This window comes from Tumidithrix helvetica PCC 7403 (genome assembly GCF_965232925.1).
Lineage (GTDB): Bacteria > Cyanobacteriota > Cyanobacteriia > Pseudanabaenales > Pseudanabaenaceae > Tumidithrix > Tumidithrix helvetica.
Window position 1 is genome coordinate 197,970 of the sequence record NZ_CBDDRA010000001.1, and the last position, 23,435, is coordinate 221,404.

At 44.5% G+C, this 23,435-nt stretch carries 14 protein-coding genes; 5 read left to right on the forward strand and 9 right to left on the reverse strand.

Annotated features, from left to right (window positions below; translation table 11 throughout):
• Positions 1-43: 43 nt before the first annotated feature.
• Both ACP2WE_RS00880 and ACP2WE_RS00885 read right to left on the reverse strand, forming a co-directional pair.
• Positions 44-622: a GNAT family N-acetyltransferase gene (locus tag ACP2WE_RS00880; protein ID WP_425213720.1), complete on the reverse strand. Its 579-nt coding sequence runs from the start codon at positions 620-622 to the stop codon at positions 44-46.
• A gap of 50 nt (positions 623-672) precedes the next feature.
• On the reverse strand, positions 673-1,356 hold the full coding sequence (locus tag ACP2WE_RS00885; protein WP_425213887.1) for a polysaccharide deacetylase family protein: 684 nt from the start codon (positions 1,354-1,356) through the stop codon (positions 673-675).
• 31 nt (positions 1,357-1,387) lie between these two features.
• On the opposite strand from ACP2WE_RS00885, the gene ACP2WE_RS00890 reads away from it, so the two are divergent.
• Complete coding sequence (locus ACP2WE_RS00890; protein WP_425213721.1) at positions 1,388-1,798, forward strand: DUF1824 family protein; 411 nt, start codon at positions 1,388-1,390, stop codon at positions 1,796-1,798.
• A gap of 187 nt (positions 1,799-1,985) precedes the next feature.
• Here the strand turns inward: ACP2WE_RS00890 and ACP2WE_RS00895 are convergent, their stop codons facing one another.
• The gene (locus tag ACP2WE_RS00895) at positions 1,986-2,423 is read right to left on the reverse strand and encodes a hypothetical protein (RefSeq protein WP_425213722.1); all 438 of its coding nucleotides are present in this window, start codon (positions 2,421-2,423) and stop codon (positions 1,986-1,988) included.
• Between the two features lie 84 nt (positions 2,424-2,507).
• On the opposite strand from ACP2WE_RS00895, the gene pyrE reads away from it, so the two are divergent.
• Complete coding sequence (gene pyrE, locus ACP2WE_RS00900; RefSeq protein WP_425213723.1) at positions 2,508-3,077, forward strand: orotate phosphoribosyltransferase; 570 nt, start codon at positions 2,508-2,510, stop codon at positions 3,075-3,077.
• 60 nt (positions 3,078-3,137) lie between these two features.
• Positions 3,138-4,457 (forward strand): DUF58 domain-containing protein, encoded by a 1,320-nt coding sequence (locus tag ACP2WE_RS00905; RefSeq protein WP_425213724.1) that lies wholly within the window; start codon positions 3,138-3,140, stop codon positions 4,455-4,457.
• A gap of 24 nt (positions 4,458-4,481) precedes the next feature.
• Here the strand turns inward: ACP2WE_RS00905 and ACP2WE_RS00910 are convergent, their stop codons facing one another.
• From ACP2WE_RS00910 to ACP2WE_RS00925, 4 genes are all read right to left on the reverse strand, one after another.
• Entirely contained in the window at positions 4,482-6,284 is a 1,803-nt protein-coding gene (locus tag ACP2WE_RS00910; RefSeq protein WP_425213725.1) for a ShlB/FhaC/HecB family hemolysin secretion/activation protein, read from the reverse strand.
• 217 nt (positions 6,285-6,501) lie between these two features.
• The gene (locus tag ACP2WE_RS00915; protein WP_425213726.1) at positions 6,502-10,536 is read right to left on the reverse strand and encodes a CHAT domain-containing protein; all 4,035 of its coding nucleotides are present in this window, start codon (positions 10,534-10,536) and stop codon (positions 6,502-6,504) included.
• Positions 10,537-10,692: 156 nt separating this feature from the next.
• A complete protein-coding gene (locus ACP2WE_RS00920) occupies positions 10,693-15,120 on the reverse strand; it encodes a CHAT domain-containing protein (RefSeq protein WP_425213727.1) in 4,428 nt (1,475 codons plus the stop codon).
• Between the two features lie 238 nt (positions 15,121-15,358).
• Positions 15,359-17,782 carry an AAA family ATPase gene (locus tag ACP2WE_RS00925; RefSeq protein WP_425213728.1) on the reverse strand — a complete coding sequence of 808 codons (2,424 nt, stop codon included), beginning with the start codon at positions 17,780-17,782 and terminating at the stop codon, positions 15,359-15,361.
• 140 nt (positions 17,783-17,922) lie between these two features.
• On the opposite strand from ACP2WE_RS00925, the gene ACP2WE_RS00930 reads away from it, so the two are divergent.
• The gene (locus tag ACP2WE_RS00930; RefSeq protein WP_425213729.1) at positions 17,923-19,821 is read left to right on the forward strand and encodes an O-linked N-acetylglucosamine transferase family protein; all 1,899 of its coding nucleotides are present in this window, start codon (positions 17,923-17,925) and stop codon (positions 19,819-19,821) included.
• Positions 19,822-19,846: 25 nt separating this feature from the next.
• Here the strand turns inward: ACP2WE_RS00930 and ACP2WE_RS00935 are convergent, their stop codons facing one another.
• Both ACP2WE_RS00935 and ACP2WE_RS00940 read right to left on the reverse strand, forming a co-directional pair.
• Positions 19,847-20,203, reverse strand: a complete 357-nt coding sequence (locus tag ACP2WE_RS00935) for an Hpt domain-containing protein (protein ID WP_425213730.1) — start codon at positions 20,201-20,203, stop codon at positions 19,847-19,849.
• Positions 20,204-20,413: 210 nt separating this feature from the next.
• A complete protein-coding gene (locus ACP2WE_RS00940; protein ID WP_425213731.1) occupies positions 20,414-21,703 on the reverse strand; it encodes a hypothetical protein in 1,290 nt (429 codons plus the stop codon).
• A gap of 458 nt (positions 21,704-22,161) precedes the next feature.
• Here ACP2WE_RS00940 and ACP2WE_RS00945 point away from each other — a divergent pair, with 458 nt between their 5' ends.
• Positions 22,162-23,424 (forward strand): sensor histidine kinase, encoded by a 1,263-nt coding sequence (locus ACP2WE_RS00945; RefSeq protein ID WP_425213732.1) that lies wholly within the window; start codon positions 22,162-22,164, stop codon positions 23,422-23,424.
• Positions 23,425-23,435 lie beyond the last annotated feature (11 nt).

Consider the following 23,435-nt stretch of genomic DNA (forward strand, 5'->3'; position numbering starts at 1 on the left):
ATTTTTCACTTGAATTTTTTATTTAAGTTTTTCACTTGAATTTTTAAGGGCGACGGCGGGGGCGGCGATGCTTGTTGCGATCGGCTTTATCGCGTTCGTAGGCAATAAGTCGCCCATAATATTCGTGTTTACTAAGATTCATCGATAGAAAAATATGCTTGTGGGCATTGCCAAACCCCTTACGGGTAAAGAAGTTTACCGCAGGTAAATTGGCGGGATCGGTATCGACCAGCATCGACCTTGCCCCTTCTTCGATCATGCGTTCGACGATTTTATCGACCAGTTTGTCCCCAATGCCCCGTCTTTGAAAGTTGGGATCGATCCCGAGCCAAATAATATAGCCGTAAGTCCAAGAGGCTTTGGTAATCACTGTTCCCAATACAAATCCTGCCAACTGCTCGTTGACCTCGGCAACCATGCAATATTCAGGATCGGTGTTATATAACCCAATCACCTCCCATTCATCCCAAGTGCGATAGAGGTAGGGATAGAGATCGCTGGTAAATAGCTCTTCGCCAAGGTGATAGACAGGGGCAATATCGTCGATCGCCATATCGCGAATATTGACGGACGACGGAGATAATTCGCTAGATTCAGAATCGGGTTCGGGGGAAACAATCATTGCGACAAATTGAGATAGCAGCTTAACAGCAGAAATTTATTATCCCCTAATCATCCCGCCTGTGCATATGTTCCACGCCACAACTGCTCGATTGTAACGAACTCATAGCCCTGAGCTTGTAATAAAGGTAGCAACTGAGCCACAGTCGCAGCAACATCCTGACCGCCATGAGCGCCATCATGCAACACAATGATGGAACCATTGGCGACCTGATGCATGACGCGGTTGACCACAACATCGATACCAGGACGTACCCAGTCTTCGGGGACAACGCTCCACATCACAGGACGATATTGCCATTGCCGCAGAAGCGTGAGCGTGCGGGGTGTAAATAGTCCATTCGGTGGGCGTACATCCCGAATATCTTTGGGATCTAGATTGCAAGCCTCGGCGATCGCAATTTGCGTTTTCGCTAAACTCTGTTGAAGGGCATCGGCGGTGAGCCAAGGGAAGGATGTATGGTCGTAACCATGTATGCCAACCCAATCACCGCGTTGATAGATTTCACTAGCGATTTGAGGCGATCGCTCGACGCAGCAACCCAACCAAAAGAAATTAGCGATCGCTTGGTGTTGGTCTAAAACTTCGAGCAGTTGCGGCGTATATTGAGAATGTGGTCCATCATCGAACGTTAAAGCGACGACTTTACGATCTCCTTTGCCCGACCAGAGGCAATCTGGAAAACTCGGTTTTAAAATTTTATAGAGCTGAGGGTATAGGGGCGCTAGCTGGATCATTGGAAATGTTTCTGATTACACAAACATAATGCCCAACCATCTAACCACTCAAGCAACTGAGGCAATTCTAATTGCTGCAAGCGATCTCGATCCGAATTCATCAGCCGAACCCGAAATCGTGCGAAAGGCTCTATTGAGTCTAGCGACAGCATCAGATTATCAAATCTTTGGTGTCTGTGCAGATAGTCAAGCACAAGGACGCATGGCTCTAGAGGCTTATGCAAAAGCATTTGGCTATGAAGTCCCTCCCACAATTGGCGATGCTTCCCATCATTCTGAGTATGGAATCTACATCAAATTTAACCCTAGAACAAACCGTTGCCATGAGGATGTCTACTCTGGCAAGTATCGTGGAGTACTGGTTTCCTATCAATCAGACTTTGCGGACGGACTTTCTGGAACCTACGGTCACTTTCCCCTCGATCTATTCCACCTCTAAGTTTTATTAACATCTAAACTTCTCCTGCTCAAAACCTGAGAGAAGGAGAAGTTATAGATCTGTTTTGTGAGCTTACTTATGGAGTTATAGATTGAGCGTTAGATCGCTATAAATTTCCAGCCTGCTAATTTGTAGTCAAACGACAAATTATGGAACAGGTTGAAGAATTAATTAAGAAACCATGCCATTACCAAAGCGCAGGAACAGCAGGGGATGGTGGCTCATAACGTGGAACAACGACAGGCTCAGCTTCGACTACAGGAGCGCAAGCATTGAAACCTTCAGCCAGCAAAGACGTACAATAGGCACTTGGCAGATCGCGGGTGCGAATCGTGGGATCGCTCATCGTTTGCAAATCCATCATTTCTTGTTGTACCGCACGAAACGCATTAGATTGCCGTCCGATGACTTGATCTCGCCATTCAAACTGGAAAAAAGGTACAGGCTCATTAGTATCAGAGGTCATGTCTAAAACCTTTGTTTGTACCTGCGGATATATGGCTGGGTAGTTTTTGGGATAGGCATCCTGATTCGTGCGATATGGATCGGCAAAAGATGGAGCCGTGACGATCGCCATTGAAGCGATCGCGATCGATGAAGCTAACAAACAAAACCGAGTACTCATAATGTACATCCTCACAATTAGATGCAGAATAATTTAGCAGATTAATTACCGTTTAAACTAATAATTCTATTAATTAATTAATTTATGCCTGAAGAAATTCAAACCAGAAAAAAACTGCTAGAACTTTTTTGCCGTTTAGCCTATAAAAGTGGTAATTTTACACTCTCTTCTGGGCAAGATAGTACCTATTACATCAACGGGAAATTGGTAACGTTAGATCCCTTTGGTGCTCTGTGGACGGGACAGGTTTTATTGTCCATGTTGCCCCCAGAAACACAAGCAGTAGCAGGCTTAACTTTGGGTGCCGATCCGATTGTTTCGGCAGTAAGTGTTGTGTCTGCCTATGAAAATCGCCCCATTCCAGCATTAATTGTGCGAAAGCAAGCAAAAGGTCATGGTACTGCTGCTTGGATTGAAGGCCCCGAGCTACCATCTCAAGCCAAAGTGGTCGTTTTAGAAGATGTTGTAACCACGGGAAAATCAGCCATGTTTGCGGTGGAAAAGTTGCAAGAAGCAGGCTATCAAGTCGAGCAAATTATCACGCTTGTCGATCGAAATCAAGGTGGTGCTGAATTTTATGCTGAGGCAGGATTAAAGTTTGCCTCTGTATTTACGATCGCCGAAATTCAGGAATTTGCCAGCCAACTCAACTAGGCAACGAAACGAGTCAAATAAATCATTGAAATAAGCCTGTCAAATAACCACTTAAATGACATGACAAATGCCAAGCATTCGACCCAAGTTTCAAACTCTAAAGTAGGAGGAAATCAAAAGCCTAATCGATCGCAAACTTACCAAAAACAAAAAAAGCGTAAACCCAATCTCTGGCAGCGTTTTTTTAATTGGTTAGAATGGCGTTTCTCTACACCAGAATTTGCGGGGGGAATGCTAATTGGCATGGCAGGTTTTTTCTTTGCGGCTGCCAGCAATACGTTAGCGGGATGGCTGTATGTGATTAGTGGGGTCAGCTTTGCGCTATTGCTGATTGGGGCAGTTATGCCTGCACGTTTGTTGCACGAACTAGAAGTGGAGCGATCGCAGATTGAGGCAGTCAGTGCGGGTGATGACATCACCGTTGAATTGGTATTTCGCAATCCCACCAAAACCGATAAATTACTGCTCGAAGTGCGGGATATTCTACCAGAGGGAATGTCGAATATTCTGAAACAAGAGGTGGTAATCGAGCAGATTGCCACAAACCAAAAATATTATTGGTCCTATACCGTTCCATCGATTCGTCGCGGCGTATTTCAATTTACCCAAGTAGAAATTGCCACAGCCAGTCCGTTTGGACTCTTTAGAAGTCGGCGATCGCGCCGCACTCCTGAAAAAGCGATCGTCTATCCCACCGTTTTGCCGCTAAATCAATGCCCCTTGATCGATCTAATCGGTCGAGATACTAGTCCTAGGCAATACAGCCCCGACCATACCCATAACACTTCTACAGAGGGATTAACTAAAACCCTGCGCCCCTATCGCTGGGGCGATCCGACCCGACTAATTCATTGGCGTACCAGTGCCAGATTTGGCGAGTTGCGCGTCCGCGAGTTAGAAGTAACGATTGGCGGGCAAGAGGTCGTAATTGCTTTGGATACTTCGGCAGGTTGGCAAGCGGAAGCCTTTGAGCAAGCAGTCGTCGCCGCAGTGTCTCTGTATTTTTACGCTCAAAAAGTCAATCTCAATGTCAAACTCTGGACAAGTACAACCGACCTGTTGCAAGGAAATCGTTTGGTGTTGGAAACCTTGGCTGCGATCGCGATCGATGAACCCCTATCCCAAAATTCCTCATCGGATGTTTTGGATTTGCCCGATCTACCTGTGGTGTGGCTGACTCATCGCGATCGGAGTTTTGCAGATTTACCCCTCGGTAGTCGTTGGCTACTTTGGCAACAAACGGGTTCAGGAATTCCTCCTAGTTCTGGAGAGCTTTTAGGAATGGTGGTTGATACGAACGATCCAAATACAGATTTAGATGGAGTCCCTGACACAATCTATGGAGCGCTACAATCCCAATTGCAATCTCAACTGCGTTAATCGGTGCATCTACGAAAATCTATTCTAGAAATTTGCATTTACTGAGAAGTAAAAACCTGAATCTTGGAGGTTTGTGCCTAGGTTACTGACATTTACCAAAGGAATCCCATAATCAAGCCGCAGGATAAGATTGCGAATTGGTTGATAGGTTGCCCCTAAACCAATTCCAAGCAATGACTGCGTAGTAGAATTTATACCTGAAGAGTTCCAAATCGTGCCAGCTTCCACAAAGGGTAGGAGCTTTACAGTGGAAAACCCTTCGCTATCTCTTGCCACGGGAAATTGCAACTCTATAGAAGCTTGTATACCACTATCTCCTGTAAGCTGATTTTGACGATAGCCTCGGATAGACTGAGGTCCACCTATACTGAAACGATTGAGCGACAGCAACTGATCGCCAGAGAACTGCATATTCAGTCGAAAGAATGCCAAGGTGTCGCGATCGGAACCCAGTTTTTGCACTCTCAAAACTTGGCCGATCCAATAGAAAAATCTACCGTCAGGGGAACCATCTGTACGAATTGTTGCGCCTAGAGCATTTAATCCAAGATTGAACGTAGAACGCAATGCCCAAGCGCCACTTGGATCTCGGCTCAGATAATCTTGGCTAAATCGCAAAACCCTCGATTGCGATCGCCCGTCGTCAAACTTGAAATTCTGGAAATTAAACGAGCGATCTCCAAAATAGGAACCGCTATTCTCAATGGCGAAACTAGCACCAAGGGCAAACTCTTCGCGAGGCGATCGCACTAGGGGCTGACGGTAGGCTAGCTCATAGGTTTGCGAATCTGTGAGGATTTTTAAGCTATCAAAGGGTGGTTCGGTGACAGGGTTTTGCCCTGCGGAAAAGTTAAAACCAAGGGTTCCACCTTTCGGATTAATTGGGTATTGATAGTTCACCTGATAAATATCAGAACTACCAGAACGCGTGTACCCTAAAATCATAGGATCCCCATTTCCCGTAGCATTAAGCTCTTGCAGGTTCACACCAAATCGATAGATTCCTGTAGAAGGATTTCCATAGTTGTCGAAAAATGGACGTATGCTGAAAGTCTGAGCTTCAGTAAATGTAATTTGCAAGACGCTCTGATTTTCTTTGCTGCCCGTGGTTAAATTGGCGCGAATGTCACCGATTAAGGGGTCAGATCTCAGTAACTGGAGTTCGTCTTCTAGGCGGGTAAAGTTGAGAGGTGGAGTTGCTGCTTGCAAAACGCGATCGCGGAGGTAGCTATCATTCAACCTTCCTGTAACATTCCCTGCCCTCTTAACATCAACGCGCTCTAAAGTTCCCTCATGCACTTGAATGGTGACAACCCCATCTTTAATGTCTTGCGGTGCAAGTACGGCACGAGAGGTAATATAGTTGCGCTCTTGATAGATTTGCGTGATTTTATCCGTCACATCTCGCAGTTGTGTCAACGTAACCGATTTATTTTGCAGTGGAGCGGTCAGTGCCTCAACTTCTGCGGCTGTGAGAATCGTACTTCCCACAACATCAATCCGTTTGACTGGAATTAAAACTTCGTTTTGAGGTGTTTGCGGAAGTTGGTTTTGAGAGCCCGGGGAATCCTGAGCCGTTAGCTCTGTTTTTTTAGGAAGGGATAATTGAGAAGTATCGAGAATTGGGCTAGTTGGTTTAATTGGAAGCTTTGGAGCCAGTGTCTCTAGCTTTGGAGCTAGGGTCTCTGGCGGAAGTGTTAATGGAGAGGGTACTGAGGGGACTTGAGCATAACAAGATAGTTCGCCAAAACCAAGCAGTAAACTCGGTAGCGAGATTGTCAGTATCTTGCTGCCAATCGTCCTTAGACTCTTTAAATTGCGATTCACCCTCACACCTCAGATTGTTAACTTGCACAGGTTTTGTAGACCAACGTTTGCGATCGCATCACGCTTTACGATAATGAAATCTCAGTAAAATCTTTACACTATAAAGCTTTTAAGCAAGTAGCTGGCTTGATATCAAGCACTAACCGCTATATATTACAACTAGATTGTCAAATTGAGATCTAGGAAACAACGGGTTTTATCTTATGTTTCTCTTTAATTACAACCAATTCCCCACCAAAATAAACGACGACCAAAAGAAAGGATGCCTCAGATCGACATTACCAGTTCCCTTGGGTAAAGCGATCGCACCTAAACCCTCAATCCCGACAATTTGATTGTTTTCAACTTTAACCTTTCCTCTCAACAAATCGAGTTGCGCTTGCCGCAAAGCGGTCGCCTTACTCAGAGCATTGGGAAAAGCCTTATAAAAATTGATCATCAAGGGAGCAGTCCCCGCATCTGATACAGTCCACAGAGAGGCAAGAATGCTTCTAGCCCCTGACTCTATTGCCAAACCACTGATACCCAAATTGTTCCCAACAGCGGTTTCGCAAGCACTTAGGGTCAGCATATCAATTACGGGCTTATCGAATCTTAGCTCGGGAATTTGATGCGATCGCAGTTTACTATCCCAAAACTGAATGTAGGAATCTTTAGCTCGGTCGGCAAGGAATTGACCGTGGGTTCCTAAATGCAAAATTCCATAACTAGATTTACTGCGTTGCTCTTGCATATTGCTAACCGTGAAATCTCGATCTAAAAACGCGACACCAGAGAGCACCTGCGTACCGATAGTTCTAATTTCAATTTCGACAGAAGGTAATGCGCTCAAGCCTTCTCTTGCTTGGGTTAGCCCCATGGCTAAAACGCGGGTGTTTTTGCGATCGCGGTCTTCTAATCTCGTGACACGTAAGGCGGGAATATTTGCGGAGGCATAACGTTCCATGAGGAACTGTTTGCCGTCGTGAAGCGCTGCAGGGGGAATCACCCGCAAGCCTGAGTCCATCACAAAGACAACGGTTTCTATTTTTAAAGCTTGCAATTTGTCGTCGATTGGACGCATGACCCAGTCATACAACTTCTGTGCCTGTACCAAATAATCTTGCGAACTAGGATCGCGGAGGTTGGATCTATATTCTTCTAAAAGAGCGACAATTTCAGCTTCGTTGGCGTAATTGGTATAGCGATGAAATGGTTTGCCTAGATCCTTGGGAGGAATGACCAGAATTTCGATGCGATCGTTCAGGATGACAGGATAAATCAATACCGAAATACTTCCAGATCGTCTTGAAACATCACCTATGATTTCTTGGGCTTGGTTCATGTTTAATACAGGTGGCTTGAGATCGTCTCCCAAATAAATCTCTAGCTCAGAAACATAGGCTTTTTCGATAATCTCAAAAGCTCTTGGTAAGTTCTCTTCTTTAAAGTAGCGATCGACTTCTTGTTTCATTACCTCCCTGATTTCTAGCAGTTTCAAGGTATCCAGATCGACGGCAAGTAGATCGACCAAAAGGTCAGGGGGCGTAAATACTGTATCCCCTGAGGGAGCGACAAGAATATTGCCTTGGGTAAAGATACTCGTACCGACGGGAATAATTTTGCCGAGGGCTAAGGTGGAGGAACCTGTGGTGACGATGCCTGCGGTTCCATTAGTACTAGGATCGCCAATGATAAAAGGAGCTAATCCGCCATGTCTAAGAAATATCTGACCGCCCGTTCCACCATTGCCACTCGCAGAACAGATACTTGCTCCCGCACAGGCAGCGAACGGACTGGTAACAAAACCCAGAACTCGGATATTCCCTCCTGTTGAAGAAGCCGAAAAACTTCCGCCTTGAATCGCTCCAGCCGTATTCGCAGAGTTGAAGATGATGTTACCTATGGGGTCGAGGGTAATATTGCCGCCATTGGCGATCGCGCTTCTGGCATTGAGATTATTTGCTGTAATACTGTTGCGAGCAGTGAAGTTAATATTGCCACCATTGCCATTGCTAGTAAATGTATTTACATTTGCAGTAAAGATGTTATTTGCTGCTTGAAGGAAGACATTCCCTCCATTACCAATCAATGAAGTAGCACTAACGGTTCCTAAGCTAGTATTAATCCCCCCATTTGTACTAATCAGCAAAATCGAGCCCGCATCGCCACTTAAAGTAACAAAGGAAGATATATTTGAAGTAACAATATTATTTGATCCCCGAAGGGAAACATCTCCTCCTTTGCCAATAGATGAAGTGGAAACAAGGGCTCCCAAACTAGTGTTGATCGCTCCACTTGTACTTGCCAGAGAGATGTTTCCTCCATTACCACTAGTACTAACGAAAGAAGATATATTTGAAGTAACAATATTATTTGCTGCTTGAAGGGAAACATTCCCTCCGTTTCCAATAAATGAAGTGGAAACAAGGTTTCCCAAGCTAGTGTCAATCGTTCCACTTGTGCTAATTAGTGAAATCGAGCCAGCGTTGCCACTACCAGCCACACCAGCTAAGGAAGATATATTTGAAGTAACAATATTATTTACGGCTTGAAGGAAAACATTTCCTCCACTACTATCAACTGAGCCTGCATCAATACTATTAACTCTGATATCTCGACCCGCTGTGAGATTGACATCCGCAGCTCTGCCAGTTATGGGAATTGTGTTGATAGCCCCAACACCAACAATATCTCGACCAGCCGTGAAATTAATTGCCCCTGCGTTTGTCACAATATTACTATTGGCATTGATATCTCGACCTGCTTGAGCCGTTAAGCCCACCCCAGTCGTAGTAATAGCCACAGGAGTATTGAAGTTGATGTCATTGGTTGCCTGTAAAGTGACATTGGTTAGCGCAGAATTAATCAGACCGACATCTATTGTGTTTGCACCGATATCTGGATCGCTAAACTGATCCACTTGTAACAGTGAGGAAAACGAGCCACCACTAATAATTACGGTAATATCGGTTGGGTCAAGTAACAGAGTTCCAATATTGCCATTAGGAGCGAGTGTATTCACCGTTCCCTGATAATCGAGATTCTGTTTACCTGAAACCTCTACAAAGCCACCATTCCCAGACTGGGTTCCTCCATTCGCCGCAATTGTACCGAGAAATCTCGTGTTCTGGTCAGACCAGACTATTGTTTTCCCACCATCCCCATTTAAAATCGCACTGACATCTATTCTGGAATTAGAATCGATAAATGTTCTTAGGGAATTTGGGACAGTTCCCTTACCCTGAAAATCACCCCCAACAAGAACTGTGCCACCGCCATTTAAGCCAGATGCATCAATTCGAGCATTTACAAGTCCTACCTTCTCACCAAAAATCCCAACATTTCCTCCCTTACCAGAAGGATCTGATACATCAACCCGTCCCGAAACGATCGTCATCCCATTTGTCACAGCAAGATCGGTTGGGGTGGGGTTCGCTACCAGTGCCAGAGAACCATCGGCTTTCACAACTACGCGATCGGCTTCAGGGACTTTACCCGTAAGTAACTCTGCCAATTTGGGTAAATCTGTAATCTTGCCACTCCAGTTAGAAGGGACAGTATTCGCAGCTACTTGAAGACCCAAGACCGCATCGGGCGATCGCAACTCAACCTGTGAATTCCCCGCAACAGAAGTTAAAGCCACATTTCCACTTGGAGCCGTTAACGTGCCTGTATTGATTACAGTCCCACCCGTGAAAGTAATGCTTTTGCCAGTATCTACTGATAAATTGCCTTGATTGATAATCCCCGCAGGCTGAGAAATCGCAAAACGAATATTCTTGGGATCGCCACTGGGGAAACTGAGCGAGTTCTTATCGACGTTAAATGTTTGTCCGTTGTCAAATCCCAAGCCTGTTCCTGTCGTAGCGTGAAACGATCCACCGATATCCAGACGTGCATTTTGACCAAATACAATCCCATTGGGATTCATTAAATAGAGATTGGCATTGGGGAAAGCTTGACGACCTTCAATTGTGCCTAAAACCGCAGAGGGATTGCTACCCGTAACGCGATTGATAATATTTTGAACTTCCGCCCCTTTTACAGAAGAGTTACCCGTATTGAAAGTAACACCTGATTGGGGAACGTTAAATTCGTTGAAGCTGTGATAGAGATTGCCACCGTTGACCGTGCCCGTGCCTGTGGGGGAGATCGCATTTCCATTGACTTGTGTAGCCGTAGTACCATCGGTTGAAATCTGGGCTTGTGCCGAATGTGCCGCGCTTAAGAAAGCGATCGCTGATAAGAGCAGACAATATCTATTTCTCATTTCAACCCATCCCAGAGAGTGACGATTAGAAGTACCTGCACCATAAACGAAAACTTAATGGCAAGCATAATTAGCTTAATACTTAGGGTTCATGCTTCTAGCAAACCCTATATCATTCTTAATTATCTCGGAAATCTCAAGCATGTCTTGGTTAACTCATAGCCAATTTCCCACCAAGATAAAGGATGACCAAAAGAAAGGATGCCTCAGATCGACATTGCCAGTTCCCTTGGGTAAAGTAATTGGGGCTAAACCTTCAATTCCCACAATTTGATTGTTTTCAACTTTAACCTTTCCTTTCAGCAGATCGAGTTGCGCTTGTCGCAGAGCTGTCGCCTTACTCAGAGCATTGGGAAAAGCCTTATAAAAATTGATCATCAAGGGAGCAGTCCCCGCATCTGATACCGTCCACAGAGAGGCAAGAATGCTTCTAGCCCCTGACTCTATTGCCAAACCACTGATACCCAAATTGTTCCCAACAGCAGTTTCACAGGCACTCAAGGTCAGCATATCAATTACTGGCTTATCAAATCTCAGTTCGGGAATTTGATGCGATCGCAACTTGCTATCCCAAAACTGAATGTAGGAATCTTTCGCGCGATCGGCAAGGAATTGACCGTGAGTTCCTAAATGCAGAATTCCATAACTAGATTTACTGCGTTGATCTTGCATATTACTGACGGTGAAATCTCGATCTAAAAACGCGATGCCAGAGAGCACCTGCGTACCAATCGTTCTCACCTCAATTTCAACGGCTGGAAGCGCACTCAAACCTTCTCTTGCTTGGGTTAGACCCATCGCCAAAACGTTCGTGTTCTTGCGATCGCGTTCTTCAAACCTCGTCAAACGTAATGAAGGGATATTTGCAGAGGCATAGCGCTCCATGAGGAATTGTTTGCCATCATGAAGGGCAGCAGGAGGAATCACGCGCAAGCCTGAGTCCATTACAAATACGACGGTTTCTATTTTCAAAGCTTGCAGTTGGTCGTCAATCGGACGCATAACCCAGTCATAGAGTTTTTGGGCTTGCACCAAATAATCTTGCGAACTGGGATCGCGAAGATTGGATCTGTATTCTTCTAAAAGAGCGACAATTTCAGCTTCGTTGGCATAATTGGTATGGCGGTGGAAAGGTTTACCCAGTTCTTTAGGAGGGACAACCAGAATTTCGATGCGATCGTTCAAAATGACGGGATAAATTAGTACGGAAACACTTCCAGACCGCTTTGAAACCTCACTTATCGCGTCTTGGGCTTGGTTCATGTTTAACGTAGGAGGCTTGAGGTCTTCCCCTAAGTAAATTCCTAATTCTGAAACATAGGCTTTTTCGATCGCCTCAAAAGCTTTTTGTAAGTTCTCTTCTTTAAAATAGCGATCGACCTCCTGTTTCATCACCTCCCTGATTTCGATTAAATCTAGCGTATCTATACCAATGACAAGTATATCGATCAAAACATCAGGGGGTGTAAATACCGTATCTCCTGAAGGAGCGATGAGAATATTACCTTGAACAAAAATACCCGTACCAAAACGAAATGTTCTACCAAGAGCTAAGGTTGACGAACCAGTGGTGACAATACCTGCGGTTCCGTTAATACTAGGATCGCCAACTGTGAATGGTGTAGCCCCGCCAAATCGAAGGAAGATCTGACCGCCCGACCCACCATTGCCACTTGCCGAGCAGATACTTGCTCCCGCACAGGCAGCTAACGGACTAGTAACAAAACCCAAAACTCGAATATTTCCCCCTGTTGAAGAAGCTAAAAAGCTTCCACCCTGAATCGCTCCAGAAGTATTCGCAGAAGTGAAGATGATGTTACCTATGGGGTCGAGCGTAACATTCCCTCCGACACCTGTAGATCCACTAGAATCGATCGCACCTGTAGTAATCTGACTACGAGCACTAACAACAATATTGCCACCATTCTGACCTGAGGAATTGAGATTACCAGTAGTGACGCCACCGTTACTGCTCTTAGTTGTAATACTTCCACCATTGGTATTGACGCTACTCGTATTTAGATTTGCAGTTGTGATGTCGTTCGAGGCAGCAAAATTGATAGAACCACCACTCCCAGTAATAGAACTAACGTCAATATCGCTTGCCCCAGTATTAATGGCTCCATTTATGCTTGTAAGGTTGATGCTACCACCACCCAAGCTACCTGTTCCCAAAATCTGCCCTATATTGATATCACCCGATGCTTGCAGCGAAACAGTCCCTGCATTGCCATTGTCAGATCGAACGATTAGTTGTCCTGCTGTGGTATTAATGGAACCTGCCTGACTGATGAGCGTAATCTGTCCGCTGTTTCCAGGAATACCATCCCCTGAGGAGGCAATTACATTGGACGTAATTATATTATTGGCCGCCTGAAGGAAAATATTGCCAGCATTACCAATGTTTGCATTTCCAGCATCTAGATCCCCCAAACTTGTATCGATCGCTCCGTTAAAACTAGTCATCGAAATATTGCCAGCATTGCCAATCCCCCCATTGGTAATGCCAGACGAAACAGCAGCAAATGGGGTGTCACCACTTCCCGTCTTAATATTTCCTGCTGCCTGAAATGTAATGTTCCCACCACTGCCCTGAAACCCAACCGCATGAACTCGACCAGAGCTAACATCAATGGCACCATTTGTACTGATTAGCGAAATATTGCCTGCGTTACCAGCAGTATTGGGCGAGGCACTTGCGATGATGCTGTATAAACCGCCAGTTACGCCACTAGATGTACCGCTGGATGTTCCCGTAGTTAGAATATTGCCACCAGCCTGCACTGTTACATTACCACCGCGCAAAGTTCCAGAGATATAGGTGGTAGCTGTATCAATGCTATTCACGGTTATATTCCCACCAGCAATGAGACTGATATCTCCAGCACTATTCATCAAAGCCGCTGGGGAGATATTCCCCAAGCCAGTAATGTTTCTACCTGCATTAAAGGTAATTGAATTACCATTTGTAGCAATATTGCTGGTGAAGTTGATATCTCTCCCCGCCTGTACGTTTAATCCATTGAATGTATTCACATTCGTGTTGAAATTGACATCCCTTCCCGCCTGTACCGTCACCTGCTTAGTTGAATTAAGAATTGCGTTGAAGTTAATATCATTGGTTGCCTGTAGTATGACATTTGCAGTTGCAGAATTAATCAGACCAACATCTATTGTGTTTGCGCCAATATCTGGATCGCTAAATTGATCCACGTCAGTCAACGAGAAGAATGTTCCACTGCCGTTGATTACATTAATGTTTGTTGGGTCAAGGAGCAACATTCCAACGATTCCATTAGGAGCTAGTGTATTCACAGTCCCTCTATAATCAAGATTCTGTTTCCCTGAAACCTCTACAAAACCTCCATTCCCAGACTGAGTTCCACCCTGTGCCACAATTGTGCCTAGGAATCTCGTATTCTGATCAGCCCAGACTATAGTTTTACCACCATTCCCATCTAAAATCGCACTGACATCTATTCTGGAATTGCTATCAATAAAAGTTCTCAAAGAATTCGGTACGGTTCCCTTACCTTGAAAATCACCCCCAACTAGAACTGTGCCACCGCCATTTAAGCCAGATGCATCAATTCGAGCATTTACAAGTCCTACTTTCTCGCCAAAGATGCCAACTACCCCCCCCTGCCCCCCCTTAAGGGGGGGAGTTGATACATCAATCAGTCCTGAAACAATCGCCATGCCATTTGTGACTGCAAGATCGGTTGGGGCGGGATTCGCTACTAGGGCGAGTGAACCATCGGCTTTTACAACTACGCGATCGGCTTCGGGTACTTTCCCTGTAAGCAACTCTGCTAGTTTTGGTAGTTCTGTAATCTTGCCACTCCAGTTAGTGGGAATTGCATTGGCTGTGACTTGTAAGCCTAAGACCGCATCAGGCGATCGCAACTCAACCTGTGAATTCCCCGCCACAGATGTTAAAGCTACATTCCCACTTGGAGCCGTTAACGTACCTGTATTGATTACAGTGCCACCTGTAAAAGTAATGCTTTTACCTGTATCTACCGATAAATTGCCTTGATTGATAATCCCCGCAGGTTGAGTAATCGCAAAGCGAATATTCTTGGGGTCGCCACTGGGGAAACTGAGCGAATTCTTATCGACGTTAAAGGTTTGTCCGTTGTCAAATCCTAAGCCTGTTCCTGTCGTAGCGTGAAAAGATCCACCGATATCCAGACGTGCATTTTGCCCGAATACAATCCCATTGGGATTCATTAAATAGAGATTGGCATTGGGAAAGGCTTGGCGACTTTCAATCATGCCTAAGACCGCCGAGGGATTGCCACCCGTGACGCGATTGATAATATTTTGAACTTCCGCCCCTTTTACGGAAGAGTTTCCCGTATTGAAGGTGACACCTGATTGGGGAACGTTAAACTCGTTGAAGCTGTGATAGAGGTTGCCACCGCTGATCGTGCCCGATCCTGTGGGTGCGATCGCATTCCCATTAACTTGTGTAGCCGTAGTACCATCAGGTGCGATCTGAGCTTGCGCCGAATGAGATAGGTTTAAGGAAGCGCTTAAAGAAGCGATCGCCGATAAGAGCAAGCAATATCTATTTCTCATTCCACACCTGAAAGTAACAATTTAGAGTTAACGAACGAAAAATTCAATGCCAATTGTAGCTAGTTTTATGACTACAGTTCTTACTTCTGACAAGGTTTACACTATTTTTAATTATTTCAGAAGCCTCAGTCATACGCTATCGGCTTAAAAGCCTAAAATTAGCCTGTTTGTATTGTGTGTTGGGAAGGTAGTCACAAACTAAATTAAGAACTAAAAGATTACTGTGAATTCTTTGTGTCTATTTTATAAAAGAACATTGTTCTTTGGGGTCAAACTCCAAGCGAATCGTGTGGTTAAAGCTTTCTTTAATTGATTCGATGTGCGTGATGATTAGAACCTGCTCAAACTGACGCTCTAGCCCTTGCAGCAACTCAAGCACTTTATCGCGGCGACCATCATCGAGGGAACCGAAGACTTCATCTAAAATCAGCAGTGAAAAAGGTTGTCCGCTGCGCTCGGTAATCATCTGAGAGATCGCCAGACGCAGGCATAGATTTACAATATCTTCTTCGCCACCAGAGATTACGGGTTTACGATCGCCACCATCTAGCACCACAACATTATATTTGGCATCAATTTCTAGGGCATCGTAACGACCATCAGTAAGTTGCTTGAGAAATTCACTGGCACTCTCAGCCAACTGTGGGCGAATTTGTTCGGTTAAATATTGGCGAAATTCCGTAAACGACTTATCCAGTTCCTCTAGTAACGCATGTTCGGCTTTGGCAGTTTGAAATTCTTTATGCTTGAGATGATATTCTGCTTCGCGCTTTTGGATATCTGCAAGGGATTGCTGAATCAGAGCAACATCGCGTTGGGCTTGATTTTGATTTTGCCGTGCCTGTTCGAGTTGTTGGGTGGCATGGGCGATCGCTTGTTTGAGATTGCGATAGTCCTCTTCCGAAAATTCTAATTGTTGAATTTCTTGGCTGAGGGCAGCGATCGCTTTGGCAATACGCATCTGTTCCTGCGTTTTGTCTTGTAACTGCTGTTCTGCTTGGCTGAGGCGTTGGGGTGCGTCCGCCGATCGCAGATATTCCTCGTGTTTGGGTTTGAGGATTTGCAATTGTTGGCTGAGCTGCTCGTATTGCTGGGCATCAAAACCAGTGGGGAGTTTGGCGATTTCTAAGGTCAGATCGGCGATATCGGTTTGCTTCGCAGCGCCTTGTTTTTGCCAAAGTTGCTGCTTTGTCTGGTCGGCAGCGATTTCAGTTTGCTGTTTTTGCCGTTGTGACAGGTTCTGTTTCAGTTCAGCCTGCTTAGTTTGCATGGCTTCGAGGGCTTCAGGCGGCTGACAAATCGCGGCGAGTTCGGTTTGCCATGCCTGAATGTGACTGTGTAGATGCGTTAATTGATCGGAGAAATTCCCAATTACATTGTCAAATTCGGCTTCGAGGGGACGTTCGCAGGTGGGACAGTTGCCTTCATGTCCTGCGGTGGTAATTGTATTTTTCTGCGTTTCCAGCTTTTTGAGATTCTGCTGTTCCGATTTGATTTTGGCTTTGAGATCTGCCTGCATCTCATGCCATGCCTGCGTTTGCGCTTGAATTTCTGCTTCTATCGCTAGCAGTTGGGTTTGTTCCTGTGCGATTGCCCCTTGATTCGCTTGCAATCTTACCGATACATCCCCTAGTTGTTCCAATTGCTGCTCTAGCTCTTTGGCTTCAGCTTGGAGTTTGCTCCGTCGAGCTTCTAAATCCTGAGATTTGACAGCAGATTGTCTGAGCCTGTCTTGCTCGGAATATTGGGCTAGGAGATCGTCGTAATTTGCCACCTCTAGCCGTAGGATTTCATTTTGGGTAACGGCTTGAGCAAGTTGCGATCGCGTTTGCGAGAGTTGCTCGATTTGCAGATCGATCTGTTCTAAATTTGCCTGCGCTACTTTGAGTTGGGTTCCTAGCTTGGTGTACGTATCCCGTTTGAGATCGAGTGCCTCTAACTGAGGGATGAGAGATTCGCGTTGTTCCAGAGCTTGATTTAACCCATGATTCGCAGACTCCAGTTGCGCTGAGGTCTCAGCTAGCCTTTCTTGCTGCTCGACTATTTCATTTTGAATTGCCTCAAGGTTCCCTAAGCTTCCTTCTAAAAGCAGTTTTTGCCGCTCTTTCTCACGCAGATCGAAGCGAATCGTTCCCTCTTTGTTTGCCGCTCCCTGAACTTCGGTAATGCGTTCGTAGTTAAGCATCTTGGCGATAAATCGTTCGCGATCGGTGGCTCCTTCGATCGCACCTAAAAAATTGAGGTCTTTTTGCCCTGTAAAGTAGCTGTTAAAAAACTCTTGGTGGGTCATGCCAAGCAGTTTTGATAGGCTCTCATTCACGGCTTTGGTCGAGTTGGCGATCGTGCGAGTTCCCTGTCTGAGTTCTGCCATGCTTTTAGAACTCGATTGCGATCGCTTGACCGTAAAGGTCTGATTGTTAAACGCAAAGGTCAACTCCGCCACTGCTACGGATTTTCCAGGGGCAAAGCGCCAAATCAGGGTCTCGATATCACCCCTTGCTACCCCTTTTTGGTTGCCATACAATGCCCAAGCGATCGCTTCAAGAATGGTGCTTTTGCCCGATCCATTTGCGCCGAGAATTCCTGTAAGTCCTGTGGGAAAATGAATCTCAGTATTTTTATGCTGGCGGAAGTTTTCTAGGTGTAAAGAGATCAGGTGCATGAGGAACTTTCTCTAGTTTTCGTGAGGTTTTCGATAAATCTTGTACTATGGGAAGTTCGCAATATGGTTAGAATATTCTGATTGAGAGCGTCTTGCGTGCAAATATTTTAACCCTACCCAACCGATTCTGATGAGATTTTATGAATTCCAGTGACTCAGGCAATTTGCTCGGTAGATTGTTTAATAATTCGCAAATAAGTCCACCAAACGGTTCAAGTCATCATTCCTCAATTCAAGAAACTGGACTACAAATAAATCCTCGAAGATGGCTCAATCTCTATTTGATTCAAGACTATGATGCTTTGTCTGAGCAGTTTATCTCTATACTTACACACTTTGAAGGGATTACTTACGCTGGGCTTGATATTGAGGCATCTTATTTTATCAATGCTTTTGTTAACAATTTCCTGTACTTATTTACGCAACCTGATTTTGTAATTAGCGATCGCTTTGTAGCGCGATTTATTCAACTCAATCTTACAATTTCCAACCTAGTTACGATATCTGACTTTAAAACAACCGATGCTTATTTAGAGATTTTAAAAAGCCAGCCCCAAAACTTTGTCAAACTACTTACACTTTATTCCGCCCGCAATAGCTTTAAGTTCGATCGCAAACTGCTATTTGATACGAATTCACCCATTGCCTGCTTGTGGTATTCCTACTTTTTTGAAATATATCGTTCGGGTTTAGCGAACAAGATTGTCTATCAAAATCTCAGAGAACATTTGGCATTTAACGACGATCGCATCATTGATTTTTATAAAATCGAGGATGTTTATTTGGCTACAACATATATTGATGGCGATCGCGATCGGGCGATCAAACAAAAAATTAACCAATCTATTCAAGCAAGTCCGTTTTGCCAAGATGCAAATATTCAGAATTCGAAAATCCTAAAGTCTGAAAGATTAAATCCATCGACCTTAACGCCTCGCAAAATCGCTGTGATTACTGGATTTTGGTTTCCTAGCCATTCATCCTATCGTATGTTGTCGCAATTCATTTTTTCCTTAGCTTTAGATTGCGAACTGACGTTATTTCATCTGGGCGAACCAAGGGACGATCTTGACACAAGTGATTTTAAAGAAGTTAAGTATATTACCTATAGGAATGGAACCCTAGATATTTCTCCCTTGCAATCGAATGATTTTGCTGTTGCCTATTATCCCGACGTTGGCATCTTACCTGCAAGTATCCTCTTGTCTAATCTCCGCATTGCCCCCATGCAAATTTGCGGATTAGGTCATGCTGTGAGTACATTTGGTTCAAAGATTGATTATTTTATCAGTGGCGTAGAGGCTGAGGCAATCAAAAATCCTGAGAATCATTATTCCGAAAGATTGGTATTGCTTCCTGGGTTTGGCGTGATTCCTACCTGTCCTAAATACAAGATTCAAGGCATTAAAAAAACTCGATCTGAGATTATTATTAATTGCGCTTGGAATGCCCAGAAAGTTAACTATCCACTACTTTTACTGTTAGGAAAAATCATTAAAGATACAAAGCAAGAAGTGCTATTTCGATTTTTTGCTAGTGATAGTTTATTTCAAAAAAATGACTTTCTTCCCTTTGCAAAAGATTTAGAGCTAGCATTAGGAAAAGATAAAATAGAACTGTATTTACATAAGCCCTACGAGCAATATATGGCTCTGATGGAAGAGGGCGATCTTTGTATTGACTCCTATCATTTCGGTGGCTTTAATAGTCTAGTTGACGGCTTGTATCTCAGAAAACCAACGATTACTCTAGAGGGAAAAAAGTGGTACAACCGTTTTGGAGCTAGGCTGATGCGCTTACTTGGCTTACCCGAATTAGTTGCCAAAACTCCTGTCGAATACACGCAACTTATCCTCAAACTTGTTAATCAAGAATCATTGCGGCTCGAACTGCAAACGAAATTGGCAAAGGTAGATTTAGATCGCACCCTCTTTGCTACAAGCGATCGCCAAGATCTAAAAAAAGCAATTGATTTTTTAATTGAAAATCACGATTGCTTACAAGGTAACCGCGACAAGAAACCCATCCGAATTGTTTAGTCGTTGAAAATGGGAGAAAATGGGATTAATTGATTGAAGCGGCTCTCTCTGCGACAAAAGACTCAACTAGACTAAATTTTTGCTCTAGTTGTTCTAAAAGAACTGGGACACCATCCATCGTTTTACTGACACCGCTTTTTTCGATCGCTAGGGCAAATGCGTGGACATCATTAGCCCCCACATTGCCACTTGCACCCTTGATGTGATGGGCTTCCTGTTCAATTTTCAAAAAGTCCCCCTCTGCGATCGCGGCTTTCGTAGCATCAATATGAATGCGCGTATCATCAATATAGACTTGCAACAACTCCAACTCAAATTCAAGATCGCCATCGGAGATTTGCTGTAAATATTCTGTATCTATGGGTAAATTACTCTGGCTCATATTGAATTGGGCAGTGGGCTAGTCGAAAATCCGAGAAATTACTGTGGAATAGCGATCGTAACGAACATCATCAATTGTAACGAATCATAACTACCCATGCAGCAATTTTGAAATTATCCTTCACAAGGCTGATACGACCATGTCCTCGGAGTTCCCAAACGCGGAAGGACTTCAAATCAATGCAAGTTCTTTGAATCGGAACAGAAAGAACTAATTAAACCAAATCGCAAATCCAAACAGATTACCTCCAAACACGTTAAACAATCGATTCCAGACTTGGAAATCTGTCAGTTTCCCTTTCTCTAAATAGGGGGTTGCCGCAGTTCCCTGTACCCATAATACAAGATCCATAGTGCGCGGTTCGGTAAATACGCGGCTGAGATTAATGCCCAATTTATTATCCTTGCTACGCCAAAATGGAATTAAGCGTTTGCCAGATAGCAAGGTATCTGCCTCATTTAGAAAACTCTGCCAACTATCGATCGCCTCCTGCGAAATACGGACATCAGGAATCACACCTGTCTGTTTGGCATTGGGTAGCCACTCGCGATCGTTATCTGTTTCCGCCACGATCGCTTGCCAAGATTTACGACTAAGTTGCGTCACTGCCTTGAGATGATTTAACACAGTTGTCATTCGTTGCGCCTCTGCTACAGGAAACCGCATCAGGTGAATCGCCGCAATCGCATCGACAAAATCAATTCCACTGCCTGATTCAAGCAGGTTTCGTCCCTCAAACAAAAATTTGTGGGGCGTGTCAACTTTGGCAAAAAACATATGCGCACAGGCTTCAAAGATCTCGCGGCGATCGTATGCCAACAGAAACTCCCCTAAAGCGCCCAACACATGACTATAGCCCTGTAACCACAAAGCATCTCCCGCGTCAAAGGCAATCAAAAATTGCCGCGCATCCGCTTCAGTAATATTTGCCCCCGTTACAGTAGCAAATACCCTCCAAAGTGATTCCTCGACATCTGCTTTGCCATCGCCATCAAAATCTAGCCGAATCAAACCCACGCGTAAGGGTAGCTTTACATTGGGATCTTTAATCGGTTCAAGCGTTGCTTGGACTTTTGCTAGGTCTGCCACCCAAGTTTGAAAAATGCTCTGTAAGCGATCGTAGGTTAGGACTTCGGGTTTGGGGTTCTCAGGCACAGGCAAGCGCAAAATGGGGATAAACGTTCTAAAAGAGTTGTCCCGCAACCCATAACGAAATAAAGACTGCATCAGGTGCTCGACACCCTGCATCAGTTGGACAGCACCCAGACCAAATCTAGCTTTGTCATCATCTGGCTTGCTAATCAGTCTTGCCAACATGGCTTTTTCACCCTCCGCAAATCGCCCCGACACCAAGTAAGGATCGATGAGTGGAGATCCGATGCCTTGACTCAATGCCTGCTCTGAGCCCTGCCTCAAGGTTTGCCAAAATGGCAGAAACGAAGCCGATACGGTCAACAAGCAGACAAGGACTAAAATGAGCGCATATCGAATAAAACGCATAGATGGGCTTAAATATTTAGGATGATCGCCAAAAGCTTTGTAAACTAACCCCAAGTGTTGTCATGTAGCTTTTATGATAAATAACAAAACAACACGTATGCCACACCAAGAAATAAAAAATAGCATTTAGTCAAGAGGTTTTTTGGAGGAAACTGAGTTTAATCAGAACAAAATCTCCGTCAAAAGCCCATGTTTGACATCCTACCACTGCTGTATTGTCTGTCCAACTACATTGCTGACACAACAACTCGTCAAATGAGCATCATTATCACTGCAATGTTAAGCGTGGAAATCGCTAAAAAGGGAAGATGAAGAAAAGCCTCATACGTTTATGGAGCCAAGCTCGCACTCAAATTTTAGTTTGGTACATCGTTTTAATGTCGGGTTCTACAATAGTTGCTATTGGGGCTATTCGTCATACTTTATTTGTAGAGCTAGATGCGCGAGTTAAAAACTCTATGTATCAAGAGCTAGAAGAGTTTAAAATCCTTCGTTCAGAGCATAGACTGATACAAGGGCAAACTTTAGCTGAAAATGTTGCCACACTATTCGATGTATTCCTATCTCGCAATGTGCCAGAGGACGACGAGTTCTTTATTACGATTCTAGATGGTCGCTTCTATGATGCTAGTTCTAGAGCCTTGCCTAAATTATTACAACCTGATAGCCAGTTAGTTAAACAATGGGAAAAAATTACTCACCAAGAGTTTGGACAAAATACAACGTCAGAGGGAGAAATTGTTTACTTGGCTTATCCTATCTATGTCAATGAGCGATTTAAGGGGGTATTTGTAGTTGCTCATATCACTACAGGTGAGCGCGAGGAAGTCCAAGACATGCTGGCTGCTATTACAAATATTATGCTCTGGGTGTTGGTAATTGCTTCCTTGATCGCTTGGCTGACCGCAGGACGCATTTTAAAGCCATTACAATCTCTGGCCAAAGCTGCACGTAATATTAGTGAATCTGACTTAACCCAGCGCATCATCATTAAAGGTAATGGGGAAGTCGTGGAGCTAGCTAATACTTTTAACGACATGATGGAACGGCTTGAGCAAGCATTTACGAACCAGCGTCAATTTACCAGTGATATCGGACATGAACTACGCACTCCCATCACTATCATTCGTGGTCACCTCGAACTGATGGGGGACGATCCTCAAGAACAGGATGAAGCGATCGCATTGGTTATTGACGAGTTAGATCGCATGGCTCGTTTGGTGAACGACTTGATCTTGCTTGCCAAATCCGAACAACCTGCTTTTTTGCGATTAGAGTCGATCTCCCTCAATCTATTGATGTCTGAGCTATATGCAAAGGCTCAATCGATCGCGCCGCGACAATGGCAACTGAATGTGGTTGATGATGGTCAAATCTATTGCGATCGCCATCGCATTACCCAAGCAGTGATGAATTTGGTTCTCAATGCGACTCAGCATACTCATCCAAGCGATCGGATTAGCTTGGGCGCTACCATCACTAATACAGAGGTGCAAATTTGGGTTCAAGATACAGGAGAAGGTATTGCCCCAGAGGATCGACCACATATTTTTAAGCGCTTTAGCCGAGGCAACCAACACCAAATTCGCGTATCCGATGGCTCTGGTTTGGGGCTAGCGATCGCCCAATCGATTGCTCATGCTCACGGAGGCACGATTAAACTTCAGAGCGATTTGGGAACTGGATCGACCTTCACCGTCGTCTTACCAAGCAAGCGCTAGTTGAAATTATG